Source organism: Acinetobacter sp. YH01006, from assembly GCF_013420445.1.
GTDB classification, from domain to species: Bacteria; Pseudomonadota; Gammaproteobacteria; order Pseudomonadales; family Moraxellaceae; genus Acinetobacter; species Acinetobacter pseudolwoffii.
On sequence record NZ_VOYB01000013.1, the window covers coordinates 1 to 25217 of the forward strand.

28 protein-coding genes are annotated in these 25217 nt (G+C 44.0%); 7 read left to right on the forward strand and 21 right to left on the reverse strand.

The window, feature by feature from the left end:
* Positions 1–367: 367 nt before the first annotated feature.
* From FTT73_RS11370 to rplM, 5 genes are all read right to left on the reverse strand, one after another.
* Positions 368–1015: a hypothetical protein gene (locus tag FTT73_RS11370; RefSeq protein ID WP_180078668.1), complete on the reverse strand. Its 648-nt coding sequence runs from the start codon at positions 1013–1015 to the stop codon at positions 368–370.
* A 19-nt stretch (positions 1016–1034) separates the two neighbouring features.
* Entirely contained in the window at positions 1035–1463 is a 429-nt protein-coding gene (locus FTT73_RS11375; protein WP_005098047.1) for a ClpXP protease specificity-enhancing factor, read from the reverse strand.
* A gap of 9 nt (positions 1464–1472) precedes the next feature.
* Positions 1473–2126, reverse strand: a complete 654-nt coding sequence (locus tag FTT73_RS11380; protein ID WP_005098044.1) for a glutathione S-transferase N-terminal domain-containing protein — start codon at positions 2124–2126, stop codon at positions 1473–1475.
* A gap of 337 nt (positions 2127–2463) precedes the next feature.
* On the reverse strand, positions 2464–2850 hold the full coding sequence (gene rpsI / locus FTT73_RS11385; protein WP_005007735.1) for a 30S ribosomal protein S9: 387 nt from the start codon (positions 2848–2850) through the stop codon (positions 2464–2466).
* Between the two features lie 13 nt (positions 2851–2863).
* Entirely contained in the window at positions 2864–3292 is a 429-nt protein-coding gene (gene rplM / locus FTT73_RS11390) for a 50S ribosomal protein L13 (protein WP_004281682.1), read from the reverse strand.
* Positions 3293–3597: 305 nt separating this feature from the next.
* Here rplM and pdxA point away from each other — a divergent pair, with 305 nt between their 5' ends.
* From pdxA to FTT73_RS11405, 3 genes are read left to right on the forward strand one after another with little or no spacing between them, the layout of a single operon-like run.
* Positions 3598–4566: a 4-hydroxythreonine-4-phosphate dehydrogenase PdxA gene (gene pdxA, locus FTT73_RS11395; protein ID WP_180191451.1), complete on the forward strand. Its 969-nt coding sequence runs from the start codon at positions 3598–3600 to the stop codon at positions 4564–4566.
* A 33-nt stretch (positions 4567–4599) separates the two neighbouring features.
* Positions 4600–5412: a 16S rRNA (adenine(1518)-N(6)/adenine(1519)-N(6))-dimethyltransferase RsmA gene (gene rsmA, locus FTT73_RS11400; protein WP_005169455.1), complete on the forward strand. Its 813-nt coding sequence runs from the start codon at positions 4600–4602 to the stop codon at positions 5410–5412.
* A 6-nt stretch (positions 5413–5418) separates the two neighbouring features.
* Positions 5419–6264: a symmetrical bis(5'-nucleosyl)-tetraphosphatase gene (locus tag FTT73_RS11405; RefSeq protein ID WP_005169457.1), complete on the forward strand. Its 846-nt coding sequence runs from the start codon at positions 5419–5421 to the stop codon at positions 6262–6264.
* Positions 6265–6316: 52 nt separating this feature from the next.
* On the opposite strand, the gene FTT73_RS11410 is transcribed toward FTT73_RS11405, so the two are convergent.
* The 8 genes from FTT73_RS11410 to FTT73_RS16385 form a co-directional block, all read right to left on the reverse strand.
* Complete coding sequence (locus FTT73_RS11410) at positions 6317–6763, reverse strand: DUF2147 domain-containing protein (RefSeq protein ID WP_005098035.1); 447 nt, start codon at positions 6761–6763, stop codon at positions 6317–6319.
* 148 nt (positions 6764–6911) lie between these two features.
* Positions 6912–7361 carry a DUF2147 domain-containing protein gene (locus tag FTT73_RS11415; protein ID WP_005098033.1) on the reverse strand — a complete coding sequence of 150 codons (450 nt, stop codon included), beginning with the start codon at positions 7359–7361 and terminating at the stop codon, positions 6912–6914.
* Positions 7362–7422: 61 nt separating this feature from the next.
* The gene (locus FTT73_RS11420; RefSeq protein WP_005098031.1) at positions 7423–7872 is read right to left on the reverse strand and encodes a DUF2147 domain-containing protein; all 450 of its coding nucleotides are present in this window, start codon (positions 7870–7872) and stop codon (positions 7423–7425) included.
* A 183-nt stretch (positions 7873–8055) separates the two neighbouring features.
* Positions 8056–8502, reverse strand: coding sequence for a DUF2147 domain-containing protein (locus tag FTT73_RS11425; RefSeq protein WP_005098029.1), 447 nt, complete (start codon positions 8500–8502; stop codon positions 8056–8058).
* A gap of 86 nt (positions 8503–8588) precedes the next feature.
* Positions 8589–9263 carry an LrgB family protein gene (locus FTT73_RS11430; RefSeq protein ID WP_005098028.1) on the reverse strand — a complete coding sequence of 225 codons (675 nt, stop codon included), beginning with the start codon at positions 9261–9263 and terminating at the stop codon, positions 8589–8591.
* A gap of 9 nt (positions 9264–9272) precedes the next feature.
* Entirely contained in the window at positions 9273–9644 is a 372-nt protein-coding gene (locus FTT73_RS11435) for a hypothetical protein (RefSeq protein ID WP_005098027.1), read from the reverse strand.
* Between the two features lie 35 nt (positions 9645–9679).
* Complete coding sequence (gene hflX / locus FTT73_RS11440) at positions 9680–11020, reverse strand: ribosome rescue GTPase HflX (RefSeq protein WP_180191452.1); 1341 nt, start codon at positions 11018–11020, stop codon at positions 9680–9682.
* Positions 11021–11097: 77 nt separating this feature from the next.
* The gene (locus tag FTT73_RS16385) at positions 11098–11229 is read right to left on the reverse strand and encodes a hypothetical protein (RefSeq protein ID WP_005098021.1); all 132 of its coding nucleotides are present in this window, start codon (positions 11227–11229) and stop codon (positions 11098–11100) included.
* Positions 11230–11418: 189 nt separating this feature from the next.
* Here FTT73_RS16385 and FTT73_RS11445 point away from each other — a divergent pair, with 189 nt between their 5' ends.
* Entirely contained in the window at positions 11419–12225 is an 807-nt protein-coding gene (locus FTT73_RS11445) for a 1-acyl-sn-glycerol-3-phosphate acyltransferase (RefSeq protein ID WP_100329182.1), read from the forward strand.
* Positions 12226–12519: 294 nt separating this feature from the next.
* Here FTT73_RS11445 and FTT73_RS11450 read toward each other — a convergent pair whose 3' ends face one another.
* Positions 12520–14154 carry a phospholipase D family protein gene (locus FTT73_RS11450; RefSeq protein ID WP_100535391.1) on the reverse strand — a complete coding sequence of 545 codons (1635 nt, stop codon included), beginning with the start codon at positions 14152–14154 and terminating at the stop codon, positions 12520–12522.
* Positions 14155–14255: 101 nt separating this feature from the next.
* Between FTT73_RS11450 and FTT73_RS11455 the strand changes: the two genes are divergently transcribed.
* Entirely contained in the window at positions 14256–15266 is a 1011-nt protein-coding gene (locus FTT73_RS11455; protein WP_159138925.1) for a metallophosphoesterase, read from the forward strand.
* Between the two features lie 24 nt (positions 15267–15290).
* On the opposite strand, the gene FTT73_RS11460 is transcribed toward FTT73_RS11455, so the two are convergent.
* The 3 genes from FTT73_RS11460 to FTT73_RS11470 all read right to left on the reverse strand — a co-directional run bounded on the left by FTT73_RS11460 (position 15291) and on the right by FTT73_RS11470 (position 17917).
* Positions 15291–15692, reverse strand: coding sequence for a hypothetical protein (locus FTT73_RS11460; RefSeq protein WP_100357973.1), 402 nt, complete (start codon positions 15690–15692; stop codon positions 15291–15293).
* Positions 15693–15822: 130 nt separating this feature from the next.
* Entirely contained in the window at positions 15823–17130 is a 1308-nt protein-coding gene (locus FTT73_RS11465) for an MFS transporter (protein ID WP_074383499.1), read from the reverse strand.
* Between the two features lie 142 nt (positions 17131–17272).
* Complete coding sequence (locus tag FTT73_RS11470) at positions 17273–17917, reverse strand: hemolysin III family protein (protein ID WP_180191453.1); 645 nt, start codon at positions 17915–17917, stop codon at positions 17273–17275.
* 103 nt (positions 17918–18020) lie between these two features.
* Here FTT73_RS11470 and FTT73_RS11475 point away from each other — a divergent pair, with 103 nt between their 5' ends.
* Together FTT73_RS11475 and FTT73_RS11480 are read left to right on the forward strand one after the other, a co-directional pair.
* Positions 18021–19244 carry an SAM-dependent methyltransferase gene (locus tag FTT73_RS11475; protein WP_100329179.1) on the forward strand — a complete coding sequence of 408 codons (1224 nt, stop codon included), beginning with the start codon at positions 18021–18023 and terminating at the stop codon, positions 19242–19244.
* Positions 19238–19669 carry a GNAT family N-acetyltransferase gene (locus FTT73_RS11480; protein ID WP_005098012.1) on the forward strand — a complete coding sequence of 144 codons (432 nt, stop codon included), beginning with the start codon at positions 19238–19240 and terminating at the stop codon, positions 19667–19669. The genes FTT73_RS11475 and FTT73_RS11480 overlap by 7 nt, the downstream gene beginning before the upstream one ends.
* A 70-nt stretch (positions 19670–19739) precedes the next feature.
* Here the strand turns inward: FTT73_RS11480 and FTT73_RS11485 are convergent, their stop codons facing one another.
* The 4 genes from FTT73_RS11485 to FTT73_RS11500 form a co-directional block, all read right to left on the reverse strand.
* Positions 19740–20081: a hypothetical protein gene (locus tag FTT73_RS11485; protein WP_034608399.1), complete on the reverse strand. Its 342-nt coding sequence runs from the start codon at positions 20079–20081 to the stop codon at positions 19740–19742.
* Positions 20082–20241: 160 nt separating this feature from the next.
* The gene (locus FTT73_RS11490; protein WP_180191454.1) at positions 20242–22377 is read right to left on the reverse strand and encodes a 3-hydroxyacyl-CoA dehydrogenase NAD-binding domain-containing protein; all 2136 of its coding nucleotides are present in this window, start codon (positions 22375–22377) and stop codon (positions 20242–20244) included.
* A 296-nt stretch (positions 22378–22673) separates the two neighbouring features.
* Complete coding sequence (locus FTT73_RS11495) at positions 22674–23879, reverse strand: acetyl-CoA C-acetyltransferase (protein WP_180191455.1); 1206 nt, start codon at positions 23877–23879, stop codon at positions 22674–22676.
* A gap of 170 nt (positions 23880–24049) precedes the next feature.
* Positions 24050–25060, reverse strand: a complete 1011-nt coding sequence (locus tag FTT73_RS11500) for an AraC family transcriptional regulator (protein ID WP_005169495.1) — start codon at positions 25058–25060, stop codon at positions 24050–24052.
* Positions 25061–25217 lie beyond the last annotated feature (157 nt).

Below are 25217 nucleotides of genomic sequence, written 5' to 3' on the forward strand. Positions count from 1 at the left end.
CGAACTCAGAAGTGAAACCTCTTTGCGCTGATGGTAGTGTGGGGTTACCCATGTGAGAGTAAGTCATCGCCAGCTCATTATTCGAAACACCCCCAATTTAACAGTTGGGGGTGTTTTTTTGTGCGTGGGGTTTTTAAGAACTTTTAATAAGCAATATTGAAACTACTAGAGCTTCTCAAACTTATTGAAGTGCTTAAATATATTTATATTTCAAAGCTGATCAAAACTTTCTTAGGAGGGTTGTTCTTATAGCAGTGATAGGAGATCTTGAATCTTGGGTTTGCTCTAAAATAATTGATAGGCCGATCTTATAAATCTTGGCAAATAAAAAAACCAGCAAAATGCTGGTTTTTGATTGCAGTTCATTTTAACCAAATACGCGCATTACGGCTGCAATTAATACCCAAAGAATTGCAATGGCGATGATGGGTTCAACAATCTTTGCCCATTTTGGGGTTTCTACAAGAGCGACGTCTTCAACATCTTGATGCTGATGATTCTGGCTTACCATTTGATTAAACTCCTTCATTGATGCCTCCAATGATAGCTCTTCTTGTACAATTGGTTTAGAGCCTTTGAGTTCTGTTAGGTTGTTTGTTGTCCAAACCCAATCATCTGCTTGACCGGATAAATGTTCAATCTGGCCGGTGAGCAGTTCTTGAATGCTGTTAAGATTATGATTGCCGGTATCATGTAACTGTTTTAATTCAGTGAGCTGTAAATGGAAAATTTCCGAGGTGCTTTGTTCTAGTTGAGTTCGATCCAGAGCTGACTGGTTTTCCGAATGGGTGGCCAGATGACGCACGACTTCCAGTATATATAATTCATCAGGATGATTAATTTCGTTATAAATTTTTTGTGGATTGTTGCGCCACTCGGTAATCAGTTTGCCTAAAGTTAAGGCATTAATTTCAGTTATATATTTTCGTCTTTCTTCTTTCGTATGGTCTTTTAGAAGCTCAGGCTTTTGAGTTTCTATCTGTTCAACAAAATATTGTACTAAATCAAAAGCCATTCACTTGCTCCATTATTTTTTAATCTAATAACCTTAAAGTTGGTTTTTTCTTTGGCTGTTCAGGTTTTTCTTCAGTGCTTGATTTTAAAGCATCTTCATCGGTTTGTGTATGTTCATATTCACTTGGATCAAAGAATAAACCTTGGCCGTTTTCACGTGCGTAAATACCGAGTACGGCTGCCATAGGGACATAGATATCACGAGAGACACCACCAAAGCGAGCAGAGAAGCTAATTGCATCATTGCTCATATGTAGCGCATGTACCGCATGAGGCACAATATTCAGCACAATCTGCCCATCTTTAATAAACTGCTCAGGAACCATGGTATTTGGACGTGTCGCATCGACCAGCAAGTAGGGCGTCATATTGTTATCGCAAACCCACTCATAGATTGCGCGTGCCATATAGGGACGAGTAGGGCTAAGGTTGAATTCTTGTTCGGACATGATGTTTCTCTACAGGTTCTTGATTTGTGCTGAATAACGGTTTTTTTCCTGCAATGTCATAGATTTTACAAAGGCAGGACGACTGAAAATTCGCTGGCAATATAAATAAAATGGACGGCATTGCTGCTGCGGTAATTCTATGCCCATCTGTTTCAGGCGGATAAAAATTGGCGCCAACATGCAATCCAGAATACTGAATTGTTCAGACATAAAATAGGGAAAATGCTGGAATAGTGGCATCAATGAGGTCAGGATATCTTGTAACTGCTTCTGTGCCTGGTTTTTGGCTTTTTTATCTAGGGTGTCTGGATGACGTAACATGATATCGGCCAGTTGTAGCCAGTCATTTTCAAAGCGCCAGATGTATTGACGTTGCTCCGCGCGCGGCATCGGCGCATCGGCATACAGTTTATTCTGACGATAGCGATCATCTACATATTCAGAAATAATTGAAGTATTGAATAATTTGAGTTCATTTTCGATCAGCATCGGCAACTGATTATAAGGATTGAGACTGGCCAGATCCTCGTCATCTGTATCTACCAGAATCAGGTTGTATTTAATTTGCTTCTCGGCAAGCACATAGCGAATCCAATGGGAACGGAAGTCATCGGCATGACTATATAAGGTAATTCCTTGAAGAGGCGCGCTTTCGACTGACATAAATCCTGATGAAGTTCTAATGAATAGACTAGGATACTAAAATTCAACCTAAAAAGCACCAAGCATCAAAGATCAATCGGCTTGAGCCAAGGTAGATTATAAGAAAAATATCTGGAGAAAAACAGCATGCTTATTAAACTGCTCATCATCCTGCTATTTATTGTTATTGGCGTAGCAAATTATTATCTGAGTAAATCATTTTGGTGCCATGACGGAGTCTGGGGTAAAGATATACATGAACAATAACCGCAGAAATATCCTTCAATATTGAAAATGAATACTTATAAAAAAAGCCTTGGAATAATCCAAGGCTTTTTTGTCCGGTTCGGTAAACGAATTAACGTTTAGAGAACTGAGGACGTTTACGAGCTTTACGTAAACCAAGTTTCTTACGTTCAACTTCACGAGCATCACGAGTAACGAAACCAGCTTGACGAAGAGCAGGTTTTAAAGTCTCGTCAGAAGCGATCAATGCACGAGTAATACCGTGACGGATTGCGCCTGCTTGACCACCGATACCACCACCAGCAACAGTGATGTAAAGGTCATATTTCTCAGTTGCTTCAAGCAGCTCAAGAGGTTGGTTAACCACCATACGAGCAGTTTCACGACCGAAATACTGTTCAAGAGTACGGTTGTTAATTACGAGTTTACCAGTACCAGCTGATAGGAAAACACGTGCAGTTGCGGTCTTACGGCGACCTGTACCATAATTAGTAGCCATGTGCTGTTATCCCTTAGATGTCCAAAACTTGTGGCTGTTGAGCAGCGTGTGGATGCTCAGTACCTGCATACACTTTCATTTTCTTGATCATTGCATAACCAAGAGGACCTTTAGGTAACATACCTTTAACAGCTTTTTCTAGAACTGCTTCTGGTTTGTGAGCGATTAACTTTTCAAAGTTAGTCTCACGGATACCACCAGGGAAACCAGTGTGGCGATAGTATTTCTTATCTTGTGACTTTTTACCAGTCACAGTGATTTCTTCAGCATTGATTACAACGATATAATCGCCAGTGTCAACGTGAGGAGTATAAGAAGTCTTGTGCTTACCGCGTAAACGACGAGCGATTTCAGTCGCAAGGCGACCTAAAGTTTTGCCAGAAGCATCAACAACGTACCAGTCGTGTTGAACCTCAGCTGGCTTAGCGCTGAGAGTTTTCATTAAACCACTACCTATTATAGTTGGTTTGGACTATGGAATCTGTCCAAACTAAAGGAGACGCGATTCTAAACGAATACGTGAAGAATCACAAATGAAAATTGAAATTTCAAGCGCTGTATTTTATCTAATCTCCTGAAATAAGGAAAGGCATAAACCTGAATATCTCGCAAAAACGAGGACTATATTTGTAACCATCCTTTCAATCGTATCAAAATATTGATTTATAAGGACGCTTTGCAATGATCGCTGCAGCCTGGATATGATCGGGTTATAATATTTCTCAGCTTTGCCAAATTGAGAAGATGATGCTGCCTTTATATGTCACCAGCGGAGAACCTGCCGGAATTGGTCCTGATATTTGCCTGAGTCTGGCAGAACGTGTGGATGAACGTCCGATTATAGTATTGGCCGATCTGAATATGCTGAAAGCCCGTGCAGATCAATTGAAATTGTCTGTGGCGTTGATTGAATATACCGGACAGGACGCATCTTCAAAAAAAGGTCAGCTGTATGTTGAACATGTGCCACTCAATCGGCCTGTGGTATTAGGTGAATTGAACCCGAACAATGCCGCTTATGTATTAGAACAACTGCGACGATCTGCGGACTATGCCATGTCAGCTAAAAGTGTCGGCGTGGCAACTGCACCGGTGCAAAAGTCTGTGATGAATGAAGCTGGCATCCATTTCAGCGGTCATACCGAATATTATCAAGAATTTGCAGGCGTTGAGCGGGTGGTGATGATGCTGGCGACCAAGACTTTACGTGTGGCTTTAGCAACGACGCATCTTCCTTTACGTACCGTTGCCGATGCGATTAGCAAAGAGCGTTTGCATCAAGTCATTGATATCCTGATTCACGATCTGAAATCCAAATTTAAGATTGAACATCCGCATATTTTGGTTTGCGGTCTCAATCCGCATGCAGGCGAGGGTGGCTATTTGGGTATGGAAGAAATTGAAGTGATTAATCCGGTACTCGAAAGCTACCGTGCTCAAGGCATCAATATGAGTTTAAGCTTGCCCGCAGATACTTTATTTACCCCGGAAAACTTAAAAGATGCCGATGCGGTTCTGGCGATGTATCACGATCAGGGCTTACCTGTGTTAAAATCACAGGGCTTTGGTGAAGCCATTAATATTACCCTCGGCTTACCCTTTATTCGTACATCTGTAGATCATGGCACAGCACTCTCCCTTGCGGGTACGGGACTTGCGAAAAGTTCCAGCCTGCACGTTGCTGTCGATTTAGCCCTCGATCTGGCGCGCCACTGATTATTGTTCATCACTCACGTTGGAAATGTTTTTATGTATCAAATTAATGCCTTAAACCCAAAAGAAGAAGGGCATCAGGCTCGAAAACGATTTGGTCAAAACTTCTTACATGACCAACGTGTCATTGCCAAAATTGTACGCTCAGTCAACCCACGTCCAGGTCAGAACATTCTGGAAATTGGGCCGGGTCTGGCCGCATTGACCTCACCTTTGATTGGTGAATGTGATGCATTGACTGTGGTCGAACTTGACCGTGATTTGGCTGCGGGCCTGCCGGGTCGTGTACCACATCCAGAACGTTTAACCATTATTGAAGCCGATGCACTGCGCTTTGATTATTCAACATTATTTGAAGAAGGCCGTCCGCTGCGCGTGGTTGGTAACTTGCCCTATAATATTTCTACTCCCCTGCTTTTTCATCTTTTGGAATTTGGTGGCAAAGTGCAGGACATGCACTTCATGCTGCAAAAAGAAGTGGTTGATCGGATTACCGCATTACCAAATACTAAGGAATATGGCCGTTTGTCAGTCATGATCCAGTATTTCTGCAAACCGACTTTCCTGTTTGAAGTACCACCGGGATCTTTCAATCCGCCACCAAAAGTAACCTCGGCGGTATTTCGTTTAGAGCCTTATGCAGACAAGCCGATTGTGGCCAAAAATGAAAAAGCGCTGGCACGTCTGGTATCTCATGTCTTTACCCAGCGTCGTAAAACCTTGCGCAATAGCTTAAAAGGCATGCTGGTTGAAGATGGTTTTGAAAAAGCGGGTGTTGACCCGATGGCACGTCCAGAAACTCTGACCCTTGAACAGTTTGTTGCACTTTCAGATCAAATGGTGGCTTAAATAACGATGAACCGCACTGTTCGATATAATTATGTAATTGGCGATGTGCAAGGCTGTTTTGAGGCCTTGAAAGCTCTGCTCAAAGAAATCCGCTTCGATGCAGATCAGGACTTTATCTGGTTTGCTGGAGACTTGGTGGCACGAGGTGAAAACTCAATTGCTGCACTGCGGTTTATCAAGAAACTGGCCGAACAGGGATCGGCTGCAACAGTCTTGGGTAATCATGATTTGACTTTATTGGCCTATGCCCGCGGCATCAAGCCGATTAAAGAAAAAGACAATGTTCGTGATGTGATTGATGCCATCGACAGCGATGACCTGATTGACTGGCTGCGTAAACAGCCGCTGTGTCTATTTCCAAATGAGCAGACTATTCTGACCCATGCAGGGATTCCGAATATCTGGAATGCAGAAAAAACTGCTCAATTGGCACAAGAAGTTGAAGCCATCATTTCTAATGATGACTTCGATGTGCTGGATGATTTTTTGAAAGAGATGTTTGGGAAAGAACCCGCACTGTGGTCAGACCAGCTAAAGGGCCATGAGCGTATTCGCTGTATCGTGAATTATTTGACCCGGATGCGTCTCACTGATGCAGAGGGGCGTCTGGAATACAGCTTTAAAGATGCGCTAGATGATCCAATGCCGGAAGGCTTTAAACCCTGGTTTGAATTTGAGTCATTAGCAGCGCAAAGCCATCAGATTCTGTTTGGTCACTGGGCTGCCTTAAATGGTAAAACTATTTCGGACCGAATTCAAAATGTCGATGGTGGCTGTGTCTGGGGCAATCAACTCATGGCATTCCGTCTGGAAGATCAGCAGATGTTCGCGGTTGATAATCCGGTGATCTAAGTAAATCCAATAAAAAAAGCCACGTGATCACGTGGCTTTTTTAAACTATCTATTAGTCTGCACGTATCCAGGTCTGGTTACGACCAAGTACCGAAACACCTACACTGGCGCGCAGGGTTAAACGTTTGCCAGTGTTATTTAAACGCATTTTTGCGTCATAAATTTTACCTGCCAAAGGATCAATCACTTTACCTTTTTCATAGTTATTGGTGCCTTTAACATGTTTTAAGCCCTTGATAATTGTCATACCTAAAATGGGCTGATTGGTATAGGGAGCAGGGCAGGCATTACATTTTTCACGTGGTGTATAGCCCGGACGAGGGGTAACTTTCACAATTTTAGCAGAGTAAGTGTCGTTAGGCTCTTGGCTAATTACGATAATCGCTTTGGCAGCTCCCGTTTTATCATCAATTTGTTGCCAAGTTCCAGTAATATCTTCCGCCCAAAGGGTCATGCTAAACCCTGTGGTCAATGCGGCAAGTAATATTTTTTTTAACATAGAGAGTCATTCCAGAGAGTTTTTTGTCATCGCGCCCTCATGTTAGGAATTATGATTAAATAGTCAATAATTATCTGAATACTATAGAGTTAATGTACTAAAAAAAGCTGCCAAGTTGGCAGCTTTTATTAATATTGAGAATTGGATACTAATCCTGACGAATCCAGGTCTGGCTGCGGCCTAAAGCAGAAACGCCGACATAACCACGCAAGGTTAAACGTTTACCATTGGCATTCAGACGTACTCTGGCATCGTAAATTTTACCCGCCAACGGGTCGATCACACGGCCTTTTTCATAGTTATTGGTGCCTTCCACATGTTTTAAGCCAGTCAGTACATCCATGCCCAGAATAGGTTGATTGGTATAAGGCGCGGGACATTTATTACAGGTTTTCTGTGGGGTATAGCCCGGACGTGGCGTAACTTTGATAATTTTTCCGGCAAACGTACCGTTATCATTTTGGCGAATTTCAATCACTGCTTTTGGTGAACCGGTTTTGTCATCAATTTGTTGCCAGGTGCCTGTTAAGTCCTGTGCATACGCAGTGCCAGTCATCATGGCAGCGATGAATATTAATCCTAATTTAGATTGTTTCATTATATTTATCCTTTTTTTTATAGATGAAATAAAATATCTCCAACACAAATGTGCTGCTTTATTAATCCTGGCGAATCCAGGTTTGTGTACGGCCGATGGCAGATATCCCAATGTATCCACGTAGAGTCAGTCGTTTCCCATTGGCAGAAATCCGCCCTTTTAAATCATAAATTTTGCCAGTTAAAGGGTCGAGTATTTGACCATGTCCATAGTTATTCTTGCTGGTTGGTTTCAGCCCTTTAATGATCTCTAGTCCTAAAATCGGTTTGTCTGTATATGGGGGTGGGCACTTTATACATTTTTCCCGTGGCGTATAGCCTGGTCGCGGTGTAACTTTGTGAATGTTCCCAGTATAAGAACCATCTGCCTGAGTTTTCATTTCAATCAGTGCTTTAGGTGAGCCGGTTTTATCGTCAATCTGTTGCCAGAAACCCGATAACTCCTGCGCAAATGCCATGGAGCAGGTGACTATAGAGGCTGTAAATACACCTAAAATTGCAATTTTCTGCATACGATATCCTTATGACAACGCATCAAATTCCATTTGATACATATTATGTAAATTCTACTTATTATACTTTCATAATCCATGAGAAAAGCATATGTTCAATATTCATACAACTTAATGTATGAAAATGCAAGCTTCTCTCTGCTAAATTTTAAACTCATCACATTTTATTCAATAGAGTATGAATTAATCCTGTTTAATCCAGGTCTGGCTGCGACCCAGGGCCGAAACGCCTACATAGCCGCGTAAAGTCAGACGTTTACCATTACTGCTTAATTTTGCCTTGGTGCTATACACATTCCCGGATAATGGATCGAGTAGTTTGCCTTGAGCAAAGTTATTATTGCCGGTGTGCTTCAGGCCTGTCAGTACATCCAGTCCAAGAATCGGTTTATTGGTATAAGGTGCAGGACAAGAGACACAATTTTCTTTTGGGGTATAGCCCGGGCGCGGCGTGATTTTGGTAATTTTGGCCGTATAAGTGCCTGTAGCTGTTTCGCGAATTTCCAGGAATGCTTTAGGTGAACCGGTTTTATCATCGATATTGCGCCATGTCCCTGACAGATCCGAAGCTAAGGCCAGATGGCTGAAAGAGGTTAAAAGTAAAGCCGAGAATAATTGAACCTTTTTCATATTTCTGTTCCTTGAATAAAATTGTTTTATGTTTGTATATTAGGAACGATTAAAGCACAAAACAAACAATTAAAATGATTCACTAGTCACATTTTTTGCAAATAAAGTATAAAAGTAGGCAGCCAGATGGCAGTAAACACCGCATTGACTGCCATACCGAAAGCGGCATAACGTCCTGCAACACTGCCACGCTGCCAGGCCTGAGCTGTACCAATCGCATGTGCTGCCAATCCTAAGGCCAGTCCGGAAGCACGTTCATCATTGATATGCCGCAGGATAAACGGTGAAAATGCTGCGCCAATCACTCCGGAAAGAATCACAATCAGAATCACCATACTGATTGGAGCATCCAGCAAGGTGGCGATATTAATCGCAATGGGTGTCGTCACCGCCCGAGTCGCGAAAGCCATAATATCTGCGGAAGACATATGCAGCAGATATGCAAGTCCCATTGGTAGGGCGACAGCACTGATACTGGCAAAAACCAAGATACCGATAATCGCTTTTAGTGGTAAGTCATCATAGCGCATTGCAGCCAGTGGAATGGCCAGGGCGACGGTCACATAGCCAAGTAAATGATTGAAGAGCGGATTCACTTGATCCATGTAATTTTGATAAGGAATCCCGAGCACAAATAAAATTGCAAGCACAAAGAACATGCTAAATACGATGACAGGAATTTGCGGGATGATCCGGTTACAGGGTTTGGCAATCAGATAGGCCATCAGCGTGACCGCAAAGCCATATAAAATAGATAACATGCGGTACTCCTATAACCAGCGCTTGGCCATTTTGGCGTAAATCCATAAAGGAATCAGGGTGCTGAAAAACATGATGAACAAAAATGCCGGAATTTTCTGGCCCATATGGACCAGCATCATCAGTGCACCTGCACTGACAGGCAGGAAAGCAAAGGCGCTTTCCTTCATCAGCTTGTTATTGGTGTCTACGAGACGAGCGGGAAGTTTACCGAAATAGCGCCAGGTAAAAAGGGCAATCAATAAGCTGAGTAACCCTACCAGATTGCCCAATTCAGGATGATCCAGCTGGGTCATGAGCCAGACGGATGCTTCCCGAAAGACAATAATAAGTAACAGGGTGCCGATCCATGCTGGCCAGTCTATTCGTTTTATCCAGTTCATTCGTATGATCAATTATTAAGTTTACTTATCAAGTTTTACTCGATCTTTGACCGGATTTCAAACGCTTCCAGTGGACGTTGAAACTGCTGTGCCTGTTTTCCCAAAATTTCATCTAAAGGTAAATGCGCCTGTTTAATCAGCTGCTCCAGTTTTTGTGCTGCAATCCGAATATGTAAATGCAGCTGACCTTCATCATCATAATGTTCTGACTGGATTACATTTAAACCATAAAGCTGGTTGCGCAGCTTGCCGTAGGCGGGTTTCAGAATCAGGTCAAAGGATTGCAATTGTCCCATCAGGGCTTCATGTACCGCTTTATGCAGCAGGTCGATCCCTTCGCCACTATGTGCTGAAACATAGACACGTTCTGGCTCGCCCGGGCGTCGATAAATAATTTTGGCCTCATCGCCGCTACAGTCAATTTTATTGTAAACCTGCAGGATCGGAACATCGGCACCAATTTCTTTCAGGACTTTTTCAACCGCTTCAATCTGCTCCAGCATTTCTGGACTACTTGAATCGATGACATGCAGCAACAGGGTAGCTTCTACGGTTTCTTCCAGGGTCGCCTTAAAGGATTCAACCAGCGAGTGGGAAAGATTGCGAACAAAACCCACCGTATCTGCCAGTACCAGATTACCGATGCCATCCCATTCCAGACGTCTTAAAGTCGGGTCCAAGGTGGCAAAAAGCTGATCGGCTGCATAGACATCACTCTTGGCCAGCAGGTTAAACAGGGTCGATTTGCCGGCATTGGTATAACCGACCAAAGACACAGTGGGGACAGCTGCTTTTTGACGGGCAATACGACCTTGCATTCGGGTCTGGCGGACTTTATCAATTTTGGCTTTCAGTTGTCCCATGCGAATACGCAGTAAACGACGGTCAGTTTCAAGCAGGGTTTCACCCGGGCCACGCAAGCCAATGCCGCCTTTTTGGCTGTCGAGATTGCCACGGCTGCGAATTAAGCGGGATGATAAATGTTGCAGTTGTGCCAGTTCGACTTGCAGCTTGCCTTCATAGGTACGGGCACGCTGGGCGAAAATATCTAAAATCAGTTCGGTACGATCGACCACACGGCACTTGATGACCTGTTCCAGATTACGGGCCTGGGCCGGTGTCAGGGCATGATCAACAATGACCAGATTGGCGTCCAGTTCTTCTACGCGTTCGGCGATTTCTTCTGCTTTGCCTGACCCGATAAAAAATTTGGCATCCGGTTTGACGCGTTGAGCATGAATATGTTCCAGAATTTCGGCATCTGCAGATTGCGCCAGCAGATTAAACTCTTCAGCATCAAGGTCATCCAGCATTTGTACGCTGACACTCACCAGAATGACGCGTTCTTTCCCCCGATGTTGTTCTAAATATTCCACTCAGGCCAATCTCCACTTGAAAGCTTTAGTGTAGTTGAAAAAGAGCGAGGCAGATACTGAATTAGCGCGGCTTTGGTTTAAAGTGCGGTGACAAACAGTTGTGCAAGTGTTACCAGTACAGCGGCATAGATACAGGTACCACCCAAAATATATTTGAGCACTTGTAAAGGCTGAAGCTTTTCATTCGCAGGCTGGGTTTGATCTGGCATGGCAGCGATCCTTTTTGATCCAATATTCCGATGTTTTTATTCTAAATGATTCATTAATCCAATTAAAATTGAAGATATAGATCTTATTGGTCGGTTTTTATTATCAATGCATGTTGCGAATGAACAGTATAGAATGAGTTTAATTCGTGGATATTCCCTGTATCTAGCTTAGGATTTAGTGACGTTTTTATGAACCCAACTGTACAAGATCAAACATCTCACCGACATGGTTTGGCAAAATTCTGGCTTTATATGCGAAAAGTAACAGCTTCACTGGCTGTTATCAGTGAAGGGTTCTATTTGGTTTTCCGTCACGGTTTATACAAAAATCCGAACAATCCAACCAATACCCGTTATGTGCAACATTTTTGTCGACAGTTGTGCAAAGTATTCAATATAGAAGTCCAGGTGCACGGTGAAATTCCGCGCGAACCCGCTTTATGGGTGAGTAACCATGTGTCCTGGCTCGATATTGCAGTTTTAGGTTCAGGGGCACGCGTATTTTTTCTGGCCAAAGCAGAAATTGAAAACTGGCCAATTCTGGGTAAATTGGCCAAAGGTGGCGGCACTTTATTTATCAAACGTGGTTCTGGTGATTCGGTGCGTATCCGCGAACAGATTACCGGATTTTTAAAACAGAATATTCCCGTATTATTTTTTCCTGAAGCCACCACTTCAGATGGGCGAGCCATTAAAAAAGTACACGGCCGGATTTTGGGCGCTGCGATTGAGGCACAGCGTCCTGTGCAAATTTGCCTGATTTGTTATGTGAATCAGCAGGGTGAACTCGATGTGGTTGCGCCGTTTATCAATGACATCAGTTTTGCAGCCCATGTCAAAAAAGTACTGGAAATGCCACAAGTGATTGCACATTTAGTGGCTTTACCTGCAATCGCGACTGAGGGGCACACTGTTGAAAGCCTGACCCGTGTGGTACAGCAAACCATGCAGGCTGGCTTGGTGGAGTTGCAATCGCGTGTACTAGAAAAGACTTAATAAAAAACAACTGGATGAGAAATTTAGGCATTTGATATCTATTCTTGGGAATAGACGTGTATAGCCTCATCTTTGCTTTAAACATTTAAATGGCTTTGTGTTGGCAAAACTCTACTTTTGACAGACCCAAAGTAGGCAAAAGTCTTTATTATCCATACACGACGTCCTGTCGTGATAGATAATATGTGACATCCTTGCCACACTCATATCTCTGAAACTTGGGCAAATCCATGAGAAGAAGGCAGCGTTAAAGAAGAGGCTATTTTAAATAGTTCAACTCAAGCTGTTTGTCACTTACATAAACCCTTCGATCGGCAACCAGGACACCAGTTTGAGCCCAGCTTTTTGGTACCATCTTATTCCGGGTTCTTTGGTGAAGGTTTTAACCTCTCCATTGGCTTTCTTGATTTTCCAGTTAATATTCTGGTTGGCATCCAGCACCAGTTTATAGGCATATTTACTTAAGTTCTGATCCATGGTTTGGTGCACTGCCTGTGCTAAAGAGGGGCTATTCAGTAATACACCAATTTCAGTGTTGAGATAGGCAGAACGTGGATCAAAGTTAAAAGAACCAATAAACACCTGTTTTTGATCGATTGCCATCAGCTTGGCATGCAGGCTGGAGCGGCTTAAACCTTTCAGGCTGACTTTGGCTTTTTTGGAAATTTCCGCTGTATTGGCATTGAGATGATCGGCATCTGGCGCTGCAAGGAACTCATACAGCTGCACATCATTTTCCAATAAATCCTGACGATATTTGGCATAAAAGGCATGTACCACGGCAACATCATTGGCTTTAAACGAATTGGTCAAGACACGGACCTCGATATTTTCATCCGCCAGTTTCTTTAAACGATCTGCGCCAATTTTTTCCGGAACAAAATAGGCAGAGACAATATCAACACTTTGTTCAGGTTTTTCCAGATGTTGTAATAACTGGAAGTTGAGATGTTCTTCGGCTTTGGCCTTGGCCTTGATTTTGCTTGGAGGATCTTTGACCACTTCGGCTTCGACCCAATCCAGTTGAATGTTTTGTTCCAGCCATTGGTCAAAGGCTCTGGAACGATTGGCCAGATCCAGATAATTCTGTGTGGCCTGATCCTGACTGTGCTTTTCCAGTTGTTGCTTCAGGCTTGGAAAGCGTAAGCCATGATGGCGCGGATTGACAATTTGCTGCACCGGATAGGCATAATCATCATTCCAGTATTCATCGAAGGAATGAATGATTTCATCTGAGGCTGCACCGACCAGCATCACATCGACATCGGAAAACTGATAAATTTCACTGACATTATAATACTGGTTACTCATATTGCGTCCACCAATCAGGGCAATCTGGTTGTCGGCAATAAAACTTTTATTATGCATGCGGCGATTAATACGCTTTAAATCCAGCACCATGTCCATGGCACGATATTTTCGAAAACGGTAGGGATTATACAGTTTGACATCGATATTCTGATGCTGGTTTAAGGCCAGATAAATGCCTTCCATTTTCTTGGCATTATTGTCATCCATTAACAGACGCACTTTTACGCCACGATCTGCCGCCTGAATAATCGCATGCAGGGCAAGGGTGCCAATCCGGTCGTTGTCCCAAATATAATATTGTAGATCCAGACTACGCTCGGCCTTCTTAATCAGCTGGATACGCGCACCCAGTGCTTCGAGTGGGTCATAGAGCACACGATAGCCGGTCAGGCCGATGTTCTGTTCACGTAAAGGTTCAACAATTTGCGCCAAACTGGTTTGTGAGGTATCTGTTTCAAATGCCATCTGGCTAGGCTGCTCAGTTTGCTTGGGCAAAGTACTGCATGCAGGAAGACCCAAGATCATGCTACAGCTCAGTAAAATCCCAGCTTTATAGCGGTAAATTGATGAAAAGCTGGGAGATTTTGAATGAGCTTGAACGTGGGGAGCAGTGGCCATATAAGTCGAAGAATGAAAAATTAGAATTGAGTATAATTGCCAGCTATGAAAAGATAAATATAAAGCCAGTAATCAGCTTCTCGACTCGACAAGGCAAATCTATGTGGGATACCAGTTCCGTACTTTTTTATTTTTATTTAGGCATGGCCATTCTGGCCATCTGGGCTGTGTACCAGGCATGGTCGAGTCAATCTCGTACCGAGACCATTCATCCATTTAAAGCATTTTGTCATTTGTTGGCTTTTTACCTGTCCTATTTACTGGTTCCACTGGTGTTCTTCAGTATTTATGCCGGATGGAGCGGTTATTATTCCTTGCATGAAGCTGTTTTTGTATTTTTCATCAGCGCCGTCTTGAGTTATGCACGCTTTATCGAGCCGCATTTAATTCAAGTGAAAACGACACAATATCAGATCAATGCGGATAAACGCTTAAAGCAACCCGTCCGGATTGCCCTGATTGCAGATTTACATATCGGTCTGTTTTCTGGTCATGAACGGCAGTTGCGACAAATTGTGCATAAGTTAAATCATGTTCAACCCGATTTGGTGGTGGTGGCCGGAGACTGGACTTATGAGCCGGAAAATAAACTGGCACAAGAACTGGCAGTTTTAAAAGAAATTCATGCCCCAGTCTATTCCGTCAATGGCAATCATGACGAGCAATATCCGGGACCACCGATTCAGGAACTGTTGCGTTATGCACTGCAAGTCAATCAGGTCATGGATATTGAAGGGCAAATTGTCGAATTTGATGAATTTCGGCTCTTGGGTGTGGGCGATCTCTGGGCGGGTAAAGCCGATATGCGCAGTCTGCCAGATTTACCTCAGGACAAGCCTTGGGTCATTTTGTCGCATAATCCCGATACGGTGGATATGATTCCCAAATTGCCGACACGTCCTCTCATGCTGGCTGGACATACCCACGGCGGACAGGTGGAATTGCCTTGGCTGACCGATTATGTCATGAAAAAAGTATCAATTTTGGGGCACAAGAAGGGCATGTACCGTCATGAACATGCAGATGTGTTTGTCACGGTTGGCACCGGTTTGGTCGGCGTACCTTTTCGTTTTAGAGTACCACCCACCATTGATATTATTGAACTGATCTAAATGGAGATATTGTCCTGTTCAGCTTTAACTGATGATCCAGATCAGGATCAATAACAGCACTGCAATGGCTGCCAGAATCCAGATTTTATTTTCAATTTTTCGGGTTGGGACGTCTTCGCGTAATTGTCGTGCGGTGATTTCAGCTTCTGTGGGGGTATTCAGGCTCGGATGGGTCGGAATTTCAAGGGGAGGCGTTACCAGGTCAATCTCACCCGCATCATCACTAAAGCGCGGTCCTGTGCTTTCAGTTTTCATGACCACATCGTGCTCACGGACAATTTCCTCAATCACTTGCAGCGCCTGGATTTCATCCAAGGTCGTGTGCTCGGTGATATAGCGAACGGCCTCTATTTTTTTATCATCTTCCAGCAAAATAATAATATTGACCAACTGTTCCTGGGTTAGGGATTCAATAAGTTCCTGCATTGCCTTGCCTCATTGTCTGGTTGAGTCCATTTGATTGTTGAGCAAATTTAACGAGATAAGTAGCAGAGTTTTGTTGTGAAATCATAAAAAAGCCAGCATCGAATGCTGGCTTTTAAATCAAACTAAGACTTTAAATTTGATTATTTACATCATCATTCTTGGTTTCACGAATCAACAGAAATGCAATCAGTGACAGGATTGATGCTGCGGTCAGGTAATAACCGACTGCAGACAGACCATAAGTTGTTGCCAGTTTGGTGGCAATCAGCGGAGCAAAGGATGCACCAAAGATGCCTGCCAGGTTAAAGGTCAATGCAGAACCGGTATAACGTACTGAAGTCGGGAATATTTCAGACAATACAGTACCGATTGGCCCATAGGTTAAGCCCATGATCGCCAGACCAATACACAAGAACAGGAATACCACCAGCGTGCTGCCAGATTCCAGCATATCTGCAAAGAAAATCCCGAAGATGGCAGAGATAACACAGACTGCAATCGAGGTGGTTTTACGGCCAAATTTCTCGGCCAATACTGCAGAAAGTGGGATAAAGGCAGCAAAACATAGGGTTGCAACCAACTGCAATTGCAGGAATTCTTCACGAGAATAACCTAGCTGTTTAGTACCCCATTGCAATGCAAATACTGTGGTGAGGTAGAACACCACGAAGGTACAGATTGCAGCGATGGTGCCGAGTACCAGCATGCGAGAATGTTTTTTGAAGACTTGAACAAATGGAATGTTCACTTCTTTTTGTTTATCTAGCACCTTTTGGAATGCCGGGGTTTCATGCAGTTTTAAACGAATCCATAAACCGACAATCACCAGCAAGGCACTTGAGATAAATGGAATACGCCAGCCCCAAGCCATAAAGTCAGCCTCAGACATGAAAGCGCCCAACGTCAGGAAAGAACCTGTTGCCAGAATAAAGCCGATTGGAGCACCCAGTTGCGGGAACATGCCATACCAGGCACGTTTACCTTCAGGTGCATTCTCGGTGGCAAGAAGTACTGCACCTGACCATTCACCACCCAGCCCCAAGCCCTGACCTAAACGACAGAGTGCAAGCAAGAGTGGTGCAGCAATCCCGATTTGCGCATAAGTGGGCAAGAGGCCAATCGCAACGGTGGAAATACCCATGGTCAGCAAGGCAGCGACCAATGTGGCTTTTCGCCCGATCCGGTCACCCAAATGACCAAAGAGTGCCGCACCAATCGGGCGGGCAATAAAGGCAATGGCGAAAGTGGCAAGCGACTGAATGGTGGCAGTCATCGGATCTGTACTTGCAGGGAAGAACAGATATGGAAAAATAATGACAGCAGCAGTGGCATAGATATAAAAATCGAAGAACTCGATTGTAGTACCGACCAAGCTCGCGGTTAAAACGCGAAATTTTGAATTTTGTGCTGGCTGAGCAGCAGAATTAGACGACGCCATGAAGAACCTTACACTTACTAAAAATAAAAAAGCTTAGTTTTAAAAGCGTAATCTTTTTAAAAAAGGCGTAATTTTTTAAAAAAACAACTGCAATCTTCTCGCTTTAACTCGCTCAGGGTCACTGAAATGAAAAAGAAGATGATTAAATCACGTAAAGATAGATAGACAGAAAATGTGATCCTGCGCCTATCAATACAAATATGTGCCAGATAGCGTGGGTATATCTTACTCTTTTTAAAGCGTAAAACAATGCACCTACGGTATAAGCCAATCCGCCAATGATCAGAAAGGTCAAAGATTGAGCACTGAGATATTGTTGCATATCATCCATCACCAGCAGCGCCAGCCAGCCCATGACCAGATAAGCCACTAAAGAAATTTTCTGGAAACGATGAATGAAAACGAACTTGAACAGTGTACCAATGAGGGCGATCACCCAGAGTGCAATCAATAAATACTGGGCTTTGGCTGTTGGAATGGCAATTGACAGGAAAGGCGTATAGGTTCCGGCGATTAAATAATAAATTGCAGTATGATCAACTTTTTTATAAAAATAACGACGGTCTGCTGAGGTGGCCATGTGATAGAGCATCGACGCAGAGAACAGCAAGATCATGCTCAGCGCATAGACCCAAAGTCCAATCCATTGTCCAGTACTGAGATAAGACCCTTTAATAATCAAAAGAATACCAGCAATTACCGATAGTCCAGCACCCACAGCATGACTGATATAATTAATTCGTTCCTCAGTGTGATCATAATCTGGAACCAGCGGCGCATTCTGCATGATTGTCATTCTTCTTTAAAATATACATTTGTATAGTAATTCAATTTTGCTTTTAGGTTAAGAAGATTTAAACTTGAGGGGCAATTCATTTCAGGTTTTATCTATGTCAACGTTGGCAACTCTCTCAGACCAAGAACAGCAGTTTTTAGATGTATTTCAGCAAGCTGTTGAAAGTGATCAATTTGATCGTCTGATCTTAAGCCAGTATAAAGGTGAACTGCAGGATTTAGAGAAAATGACCTTGCGAGTCATTTCATTAAATGGGCAAAAAGTAATGAGCTGTCTGTATCGCCATAAAACTCAGGATGTCACCAAAAACTATCCTCTAGCGGATGCACTGGCGCAGGTGACGGCATTATTAGCATGTTGCAAGCAAGCCAATTTGCTGACGCTAGATGAAGAGTTACAGCTAAAAAAAAACAAGAAAAAAGCCATGTTGACCCGTACTAAAAACAAAAACTCGACGCTTCAGGCCAAGTCCGCTGAACAGGGTCATGACCGGATTAAACAACGTCATGTTGATCAGGACAGCATCTTTTTACAGCATCTCGGCATTAGCGATCATAATGCGCAGATCATTCCGAGCATGGCGCGTAAATGGAAACAGATTAATAAATTTGTCGAGATTTTTTCGGGTGCATTGGCGCAGCTCAAGCCACAAGTCGAAGGTCTGCGTGTGGTGGATTTTGGCTCCGGTAAAGGCTATCTGACCTGTGCTTTATATGACTATATGCAAAAACATGGTGAGACGCCGTGGGTTACAGGGGTGGAACTGAATCCGAAAATGGTCGAGTTCTGCCAAAAGGTCGCGCAACAATCTGGCTTTGATCAGCTCGACTTTTTTCAGGGCGATGTGCGTACTTATGCACCGAAACGCCTGGATGTAATGATCGCTTTGCATGCCTGTGATGTGGCAACGGATTTTGCGATTCACAGCGGTATTCGCCTGAATGCACAGATGATCATGTGTGCGCCATGTTGCCATAAGGAATTGCGCCCACAGTTACAGGCGCCAAAAGTGCTGAGTCCGATGCTGCAATTTGGTATTCATGCCGGTCAACAGGCAGAAATGCTGACCGATACCATTCGTGCGTTATTGCTGAAAGCCTATGGTTATGAAACCAAAGTTTTTGAGTTTGTGGCACTGGAACATACCAGTAAAAATAAAATGATTCTGGCGACGAAACGCAAAGATTACCAACAACCCGATCAGGAGGTCTTGAAACAGATTCAGGACTTGAAAGAAATGTACGCTATCCAAAAACATTCACTGGAATTGTTATTGAATAATCAGTGGGATCAGCAGGGGATTGGTTCTAAATGCTAAAGGATTCAGAGCTTAAAATTGTTTCGGGTGGTTGGGAGGATTTAGCGAAGCATGCCAAAACCATTCGCGAAGCCGTGTTTATTCAAGAGCAGAATATCGCTGCTGAAGAGGAATGGGATGAGCAAGATGCCATTTCCATCCATTTTGTGGTCTATGAAAAGGGGCATGCGATAGCCACTGCAAGATTGCTGGCGAATAACAGTATAGGTCGCGTTGCAGTGTTAAAGTCACATCGTGGTTTGAAGATCGGGCAGCAATTGATGCAGGCCATTATCGATTATGCCAAAGCAGATCATCGAAAAGATTTAAAACTGTCTTCGCAAGTACATGCCATCGGTTTTTATCAGGCATTGGGTTTTAAGGTTCAGGGCGAAGACTATCTGGATTGCGGCATCCCGCATATTGATATGTATTTAAAGCTTTAATTTTTTAGTTATTGAGATACAAAAAAGCGAGGCATTGACCTCGCTTTTTTACGCCCTTACTGAATCAAGATCAGTGGCCATGCGCTGAGCTATGCTCGGCACTCTCCATGTTGGCATGTTCTTCAGTTGACATATTATGTTCATTCGCTGTTGTATCGGAATGAGCCGTATTGGCAGTCGCACGTGCCTCACGATCTGCTTGAGCCTTCGCAATTGCTTCAGGAGACATGGTCGGTGCATTTTTAAAAGCATGCTGCTGGGTGGTTTGTTTATTTTGCTGGCTTGGCATGTAATCCGGTTCATTCGTCACCGCAAGCCAAAAAATAAACATGAATAATCCACCTAAAATACAGAAGATAATAAGTGCTTTCCAACCCCAAGGGGATTTTTCAGGTGAACTGTGATCAGTCATAGGTCTTACCCACGTGGATATCAAACTTATGTAACTTTATAACATAAATTGATCAAAAAGCAGATCAAAATCTGTCATTAGACGAGTGTATCCAGTGATTCAGCTAGATCCGGAAAATAAAAAGAGCAACTCAGTTCCTCTTTTTATTTAGAGCTCAAAATTATTGAATTGGCTGGCCTTCTGCTGCCCGGTCTTTCAGGAGTTGCGGTGCTTTGAAGCGTTCACCATACTTATTTTCGAGTACCTTGGCACGGGTCAGCGCCTTGGCCAGACCATACTGATTTAAGAATTGCACCGCGCCACCCGTCCAGGCTGCAAAGCCAATGCCAAAAATGGAACCGACATTGGCATCGACCACAGACTCCAGCACGCCTTCTTCCAGACAGCGCACGGTATCCAGTGCCTGCACAAACAGCAAACGATCTATCATTTCCTGTTCAGAAAGATCAACCTCTTTTTTCCAGTGGTTGAGACCCGTCCAGAGCTGCTTTTTACCATTTTCTGGATAATCATAAAAACCTGCCCCGGCAGCCTTACCTTTGCGGTTAAACTCATGAATCATACTGTGAATAACTTCATCTGCGGGTGATTTGGTGATGGTCTGACCTTGTGCTTCTAAGGCTTTGTATCTTTCATTGGCCACATGTTCGGAGAGGGTCAAGGACACTTCATCCTGAATGGCCAAAGGCCCGACTGGCATACCGGCTTTGAGTGCGGCCATTTCAATCCGTGCCGGATGCACGCCTTCTGCCAGCAGGCGCAAACCTTCTTGAACGAACGTACCAAAGACACGACTGGTAAAGAAGCCACGGCTGTCATTTACCACAATCGGTAATTTGCCAATCTGCTGGACAAAGTCAAAGGCTTTGGCCAGTGTTTCTGCTGAAGTATTTTGCCCCTTGATAATTTCGACCAGCTGCATTTTATCGACTGGACTAAAGAAATGCAGACCGATAAAGTTCTGATCATTTTTTGAAGCCTGAGCTAAATCTGTAATAGGCAGGGTCGAAGTATTCGATGCCATCACGCCATGACTGGCAAGATACTGTTCTGCTTCTTGTGTGACTTGAGCTTTCAGTGCGGGATTTTCAAACACCGCTTCAATGATCAGGTCACAACCGGCCAGATTTTGATTGGATGCAGTCGCTTGAATCAGGCTTAAAACCTGATCTCGTTGATCAGCAGATAAACGTCCTTGAGCTACTTTTTTATCCAGCAGTTTCTGGCTATAAGCTTTACCTTTTTCAGCCGCTTCAATCGAAATGTCTTTTAAAATAACCTGAATGCCTTTGCTGGCAGTCACATAAGCAATGCCTGCACCCATCATGCCTGCGCCCAGAATGCCAACTTTAGTGGCTTTCCATTTCGCAACCTTTTGGGGACGGCTGGCACCGGATTTGATCGCATTCAATCCATGCCAAAAAGTAGCGATCATATTTTTAGAAATCTGACCCGTGGCCAGATAAGTAAAGTAACGCGATTCAATGGTCAGCGCCGTATCGACATCGACCTGAGCACCTTCTACCGCTGCCGACATGATTGCTTCAGGTGCAGGATAGCAACCTTTGGTTTTATCACGCAGCATCGCTGGGGCAATCGCCAGCATCTGTGCAACTGCTGGCGTTGAAGGGCTACCACCCGGAATTTTGTAGCCTTTTACATCAAAAGGCTGTTGTGACTTCGGATTGGCTTTGATCCAGACAATGGCTTTGTCTAAGAGTTCATCGGTATTGTCTGCCACATCGTGAATCAGCCCTAAAGATCGGGCTTTCTCTACACCCAACTGTTTGCCTTCCATCAACAAGGGAAAGGCATTTTGCAGGCCGAGCAGGCGCACGCTACGGACAATACCACCGCCACCGGGTAGTAAACCCAGTGTGACTTCAGGCAGGCCAAACTTGCTTTTAGGGTCATTCAAGGCAATACGATGATGGGCACACAGAGCAATCTCCCAGCCACCGCCCAGTGCTGTGCCATTTAGTGCAGCCACAACCGGAATGCCGCGGGTTTCGATATAACGCATCTGTGCTTTCATCTCTTCAATCATGTTGAAGAATTCAGTCGCATGTTCAGGTGTAGCTTGAATCAGTTCATCCAGATCGCCACCGGCAAAGAAGGTTTTTTTCGCAGACCGGAAAATGATGCCAGTAATATTTTCATCAGCTTTGAGTTTTTCTACGGTTTCAGCCAAAGCGCTACGAAAATCTGCATTCATGGTATTGGCAGACTGGTTTGGAGAATCAAAGGTCAGAATGACGATATTATCTTCAGTTTTTTGATATTGAATTGCGCTCATAAATTTTTATCCAGATCATAATGGGATGAATTTGGCATTAATATCCTGATTAGATTTTAGAAATTTTCCTTATTCCGGAGCCTTTCCAAATTCATCTAAATTCTTGGTTTAAGCTTCAGTTCGACCTGCCTTACGAAATGTATTTCTCATTTAGCAAAAGTAGGCAAAACCATTGTCATACGCAAAATCTATTAATTTTGTAAAACAATGATCTTGCGCTAAAACCAAAGCAGTGCTTTGGTTTTGCTCAGGTTGCATATGACTAAAACGTGAATCAAACACTTTAAATATTTGAGTTAAACCAATTCAATAATGGTGGCGATGCCCATACCGCCACCGACACACAGTGTGGCTAGTCCACGTTTTTTGCCTTGGCGTTCTAACTCATCCAGTAAAGTTCCCAGAATCATCGCGCCTGTTGCGCCCAATGGATGACCCATAGCGATTGCACCACCATTCACATTCACTTTCGCTGGATCAACATTGAGTTCGCTAATAAATCGCATCACCACCGCAGCAAAAGCTTCATTGACTTCAAACAGGTCAATATCATCAATCGTCAAGCCAGCTTTAGCCAAAGCTTTACGTGCTGCCGGGGCAGGGCCGGTCAGCATAATGGTAGGATCAGCCCCGACCAGCGCCGTGGCCAGTACTTTGGCACGCGGTTTTAAACCTTGTTCTTTGACCGCTTGTTCCGATGCGATGAGAACCACGGCAGCACCATCGACGATTCCGGAAGAATTCCCGGCATGATGCACATGATTCACCGTGCCAACTTCAGGATATTTTTGTAGGGCGATGGCATCAAAGCCCATCTGTCCCATGGTCGCGAAACTAGGATTGAGTTTGCCTAAGCCTTCAGCAGTTGTGGTCGGTTTGATAAATTCGTCTTTGTCCAGAATCACCACACCGGCCTTGTCTTTGACCGGGATAACAGAAGCGTTGAAATAACCATTGGCTTGTGCGGCAGCGGCTTTCTTCTGGGATTGCTCGGCAAACTGGTCTACGTCGGTGCGGCTATAACCGTCAATCGTGGCAATCAAGTCCGCGCCAATACCTTGCGGAATAAAATCACAGGCCATATTGGTTTCAGGATCTAGTGCCCAAGGACCGCCATCGGAACCCATCGCTACGCGGGACATGGATTCGACGCCGCCTGCAACGACCAGATCTTCCCAGCCAGAACGGACTTTTTGTGCAGCCAGATTGACAGCTTCCAGACCGGAAGCACAGAAACGGTTGATTTGTACACCGGCGACATCATTGTCCCAACCCGCTGCGATCGCCGCGGTTTTGGCAATATCGGCGCCTTGATCACCAATCGGAGTGACACAACCCAGCACAATATCATCGACTTTTGATGTATCAAATTGATGACGTGCCTGAAGTTCGTTAAGCAAGCCAGTCAGTAATGAAATGGGTTTGACTTGATGTAAAGATCCATCTTTTTTACCTTTTCCGCGTGGCGTGCGAATGGCGTCGATAATATATGCCTCGCTCATAGCATGTCCCTTTTATTAATTTGCTGAAAATTATTCTAATGACTCGAGTGTAATACTTAAATTTTGAAGTGCAATGACGAGAACGGACCAGATCATTTGATGATTTTTGCCAATAAAAAAAGCCCAGGTCTGGAAACCTGGGCTGGAGAAGAGGATATCGAGAATTTTAATTAATGATAACCATGCAACTGGCGATATAGACCTGGGGTTACACCGGTCCATTTCTTGAAGGCACGATGGAAGGTACTGGTTTCACTGAAACCGACCTGCTGCGCGACATCTTCGAGGGTTAGATCTGGATTCAATAACAGATGAATCGCGGCATCACGGCGCAAGGCATCTTTCACACCTTGATAGCTTTTACCTTCGGCTGCCAGACGGCGGCGCAAGGTTTGAGGAGATAAATACAGCATTGACGCGACATCATTCAATGTCGGCATTTCTTCGCCAATCTGGCTCTTCAATACATCACGGATTCTTGAGGTCAGCGAGTTGGTATTTTTAAACTTCACCAAGAGCTGAGCAGGCGCAGCTTTCAAGAATTCCTCTAAGGTTTCTTCATTCTGACGGATCGGCAGGTCCAGATAGTCCGCAGCAAAAGTGATTTCGGTGCGTGGCATGTCGAACTGCATTACCGGCGCAAAGAACAGGGCATCATATTCGTCAGCATGGGCTGGACGTGGATAGCTAAAATGCACACGTTCCAGCGGTAAACGACGTTCAATCAGCCAAGATGCCAGACCATGCCAGATCATCAGCATACTTTCGGTAATAAAATGATCCGGATCCATTGCATTTGGAATGAGGGGCACCAGACGTGCTTCGTGTTTGTCACGTTCCAGGGTCACCGACCAGTCATCACCGAAGAGTTTATAGAACTGCGAGGAAAGTTCCAGTGCATCACCTAAGGTTTTGGCATGAATGATGAGCTGACACATGATGGCAAAAGTGCCCAATCGGCGTTGCTGTTTGTCAAAGCCAACATGCTCGTCCTGGGTCACCATCCATAACATTTTAATAAAGCGGGTATATTGTTCAGGTGAAATACGGGCTTTAGGTTGATGCAGCAGTTCTGCTTCAATTCCGACGTGAGACAATAAAGTATCGACATCCATGCCTAAGCGCTTGACGCCAGATAAGGCTGCATTGACGAAATGGATACTGATCGTATCACGACTCATGTTTAATCCTTCAGTCTCTTTAATGTTCACTAATATTTGACCTAAATGACGAAAAATAATAAAGCAATGGCAATTTACAAGAACACCTTTGCCATTTTCTTACATATTAGATTGCCGAAACTATCAAGGTAAATGGCTGAACATGACATTGTTTTTA